This is a genomic window from Arthrobacter cavernae, from assembly GCF_017368795.1.
Taxonomy (GTDB): Bacteria; Actinomycetota; Actinomycetes; order Actinomycetales; family Micrococcaceae; genus Arthrobacter; species Arthrobacter cavernae.
This window is the reverse complement of record NZ_JAFNLL010000081.1, coordinates 1-4449: the sequence shown is the minus strand read 5'-3', so window position 1 is coordinate 4449 and position 4449 is coordinate 1. Positions and strand designations below refer to the sequence as shown.

1 protein-coding gene and 1 pseudogene are annotated in these 4449 nt (G+C 68.6%); both read left to right on the top strand.

Annotated elements, in window-relative coordinates; all coding sequences use genetic code 11:
* Positions 1–4128: nSTAND1 domain-containing NTPase (locus J1902_RS18695; protein WP_207617877.1), on the top strand; the 4128-nt coding region annotated here is incomplete at its 5' end.
* 218 nt (positions 4129–4346) lie between these two features.
* Positions 4347–4449, top strand: a pseudogene (locus J1902_RS19590) (recombinase family protein); the annotation flags it as partial.

Sequence of the window (4449 nt, the reverse complement as noted above, 5' to 3'; positions counted from 1 at the left end):
GGCCCGTCCGGTTCGGGCAAGTCCTCCTTCCTGCGGGCGGGCCTGCTGCCGCGGCTGCGGCGCGATGACCGGCAATTCCTGGTCATGGACATCGTGCGCCCTGAACGCAACGTGCTCACCGGAGACCGCGGCCTGGCATCGGCCATCCACGCCCTGCGCACCGGGCTCGGGCTGGCCCGGCCGACACTGGGCGACATCAAGGCCGTGTGCACCGCCGGCGATGCCGGACGGCTGCAGGCATGGCTGGCCGAAGCCCGGGAAACGGCCCATGCGCGCCTGGGCGATGTTGTCAATGATGCAGAGGAGGTCTCGGCGCCCACGGTGGTGCTGCCGCTGGACCAGGCGGAGGAGCTCTTCAGCGCCGATGCCGGACCAGAGGCCCCGCGGTTCCTGGAACTGCTCGCCCGGTTGCTGCAGCAGGACGAAGGGGCCACTCCGGCGTTGATTGTGGCCGGGACGATCCGGGCGGACCGGTACGAACCATTGCAGACCGCCCCGGAACTGGCGGGCCTAGAAAGTGTGGTCTTCGACGAGCTCAAACCCATGCCGCTCGCCCGGTTCCGGGAAGTCATCCTCGGCCCTGCCGCCCGGGCGACCGCCGCCGGCAGACGCCTGGAGGCCGAGCCCGCCCTGGTGGACCGGCTGCTGGACGACAGCACCCAGGGCGCCGATACCCTGCCACTGCTCTCGCTGACCCTGGCACGCCTGTACCGGGACTACGGCGGCGACGGGAACCTGTCCCTGGCCGAGTACCAGGCGCTGGGCGGGATGCGCCAGGTGGTGCAGCACGAGATCGACGCCCTGCTCTCCCGTGATCCCGCCGTGCGGGAACAGCAGCTGGAGCTGCTGCATGCGGCGTTCATCCCCTGGCTGGCGACCATCAGCCCGGACAGTGACCAGCCGACGCGCCGGATCGCACGCCTGTCCGACCTGCCCGCCGGATCCCGGCCGCTGATGGATGCGATGGTCGAAAAGCGTCTGCTGGTCCGAGACGAACGCGGCGGCGAGACCGTGATCGAGGTTGCCTTGGAAAGCCTGCTGCGCCAGTGGGAGGATCTGGCCGGGTGGCTGGACACCGAACGGGAAGACCTCAAGGAAGCCGACACCCTGGAACGCGCGGCCGCCGCGTGGGAACGCAGCAACCGCAATGAGTCCTGGCTGCTCGAAGGGGCCCGGCTGACTGCCGCGGAAACGCTGGCCGCCAAACCGGGTTTCAGGGACCGGCTGCATCCGGCCCGGAAATTCCTGCACGCCTCCAGGTCGCGGGAGGAGGACCGGGCGGCAGCCGAAAAACAAAGGCAGGAAGCAGAGCTTAGGGCCGCCAGGGAGAAGCAGGAAGCAGCCGAGGCATTGGCGGCTGCGGAGTCACAAGCCAAAGGGGAAGCGCAGAACCATGCAACAGTGCTACGAAAACGCTCGCGCGTGCTCAAAATCGTCCTGGTCGCAGCGCTCGTCATCGCATTGGTTGCCGTCGCCGGCTTCGTGCGCGCCTCTATCGCCGAGCGGGACGCCGACGCACGGGCCCGCGAGGCCACCGCGCTCCGAGTGGTGTCCGAAGCCGGGTTCATCCTCGAGGGCGCCCGCCCCGGAGGTGCTGCGCGCGCGCTGAAGCAAATCCTCGCCGCACAGGCCATCACTTCGACGACAGAAGGCCAGGGCGCGCTGCTGAGTGCAGTGATCACGCAGCGTTACCTGCAAAAAGTCGTGGAAACAACGGCTGAAGTCACCAGTGTGGCGTTCAGCCCCGACGGCGGGCGGATCGTCTCCGGCGGGGGCGACGGCAAGCTGCGCATGTGGGAAGCGGACACGGGCCAGCCGGTCGGTGACCCGTTGACCGGACACGAGAAAGCTGTGAACAGCGTGGCGTTCAGCCCCGACGGCGGGCGGATCGTCTCCGGAAGTGACGACGGCACGCTCCGGCTGTGGGATGCGGACACCGGCCGCCCCCTCGGCGAACCGCTCACCGGACACCAGAGCATGGTGCACAGCGTGGCGTTCAGCCCCGACGGAGGCAGGATCGTATCCGGCGGGTACGACCGCACGCTGCGCCTGTGGGATGCGGACACCGGCCGCCCCCTCGGCGAACCGCTCACCGGACACCAGAGCGGGGTATTCAGTGTGGCGTTCAGCCCGGACGGGCACCGGATTGCCTCCGGAGGGGACGACCACACGCTACGGCGGTGGGATGCGGACACCGGCCGGGCCGTCGGGGAGCCGATGACCGGACACGGTTTGTGGGTGAAGAGTGTGGTGTTTAGCCCGGACGGCCGGCGCATCGTCTCTGGAAGTGCCGACGGCACGGTGCGGCGGTGGGATGCGGACACCGGCCAGCCCATCGGGGAACCGCTGACCGGACAGGGCCAGGTGTCCAGTGTGGCGTTCAGCCCCGACGGCCGGCGCATCGTGTCCGGCAGCTACGACCGCACGGTGCGGATCTGGGATGCGGACACCGGCCAGCCCATCGGGGAACCGCGGACCGGACAGGGCCAGGTGTCCAGTGTGGCGTTCAGCCCCGACGGCCGGCGCATCGTGTCCGGCAGCTACGACCGCACGGTGCGGATATGGGATGCGGACACCGGCCAGCCGGTCGGCGAACCGCTCACTGGACACCAGAACGTGGTATTCAGTGTGGCGTTCAGCCCGGATGGGCACCGGATCGCCTCCGGGGGGGACGACGGCACGGTACAGCTGTGGGAGGCGGAGACCGGCCGTCTCCTCGGCGAACCGCTGATCGGGCACACGGGGCCGGTGGACAGTGTGGCGTTCAGCCCTGACGGGCACCGGATCGTTTCCGGCAGTGGTGACAAGACGGTGCAGCTGTGGGATGCGGAGACCGGCCAGGCCATCGGAGAGCCGTTGACCGGACACACAGGTGCCGTGACCAGTGTGGCGTTCAGCCCGGACGGGCACCGGATCGTCTCCGGCAGCTGGGACGGCACAGTGCGGATGTGGGATGCGGACACCGGCCAGCCGGTCGGGGAGCCCATGACCGGACACGAAAAGGCTGTGGACAGTGTGGCGTTCAGCCCTGACGGGCACCGGATTGCCTCCGGCAGCTGGGACGACACAGTGCGGATGTGGGATGCGGACACCGGCCAGCCGGTCGGGGAGCCGCTGACCGGGCACACGGAGCATGTTCACAGTGTGGCGTTCAGTCCGGACGGGCACCGGATCGACTCCGGGCGGGGGGACGGGACGGTCCAGCTGTGGGATGCGGAGACTGGCCAGCCCGTCGGGGAGCCCATGACCGGACACGACCAGGCTGGGGACAGTGTGGCGTTCAGCCCGGACGGGCTGCGGATCGTGTCCGGCAGCTGGGACGGCACCGTGCGGATGTGGGATGCGGACACCGGCCAGCCGGTCGGGGAGCCGCTGACCGGGCACACGGAGCATGTACACAGTGTGGCGTTCAGTCCGGACGGGCACCGGATCGCCTCCGGGGGGAGCGACGGCACGGTACGCCGGTGGGATGCTGAGACTGGCCAGCCGGTCGGGGAGCCCATGACCGGACAGGGCCAGGTGTCCAGTGTGGCGTTCAGCCCTGACGGGCACCGGATCGCCTCCGGGGGGAGCGACGGCACGATACGCCGGTGGGATGCTGAGACTGGCCCGCCGGTCGGGGAGCCCATGACCGGACAGGGCCAGGTGTCCAGTGTGGCGTTCAGCCCCGACGGTAAGAAGATTGCTTCCGGAGGATACGACCGCACGCTGCGGTTGTGGGACGCGGACAGCGGCCGGCCCCTCGGCAAGCCCATGACCGGACGTGAGACGGCGGTGATCACCATAGCGTTCAGTCCCGACGGGCAGATGATTGCTTCCGGGGGGTACGACGGAACGCTGCGGTTGTGGGACGTGGACAGCGGCCGGCCCCTCGGCGAACCAATGACCGAAAACGAATATCAGGTATCTAGTGTGGCGTTCAGCCCTGACGGCCAGCTCATCGTTTCGGGGGCGTTCGACGGCATGGTTCGCCGGTGGCCCGGGCCTATGGCTTGGGCCGACGCCCTTTGTGCAAAGCTCGCCCAGAACATGAGCGGCGAGCAGTGGCGAGAGTGGACGTCACCGGACATCGATTACATCGCGGTCTGCCCGGGCCTGCCTATTCCCACCGATGCCTCCGTCCGCTGAGGCAGAAATGCGGACGCGGAGCGGAGAAAAACGCAACAAAAAGAGCCTCAGCTATTAACAGTTTTCCCACACCTGTCTTGTACTCAGACCGTTGCACTGTCCGGAGCCCGACGCTCTGAGTCAGAGCATCATGGAGCATGTCGGCGCATTCCATTTGGGCGGCACGGACTCGTCCCGTAAGCCGGTCCTCCGGGGGGATAAACGGGACATTCGACACCATGGCCGGGCTCCTGATCGGATACGCCCGGGTATCCACCAACGGCCAGGACCTCACCGCCCGGAAGAACGCCCTGGCCGCTCTGGGGGTGACGCCGGGGAAGA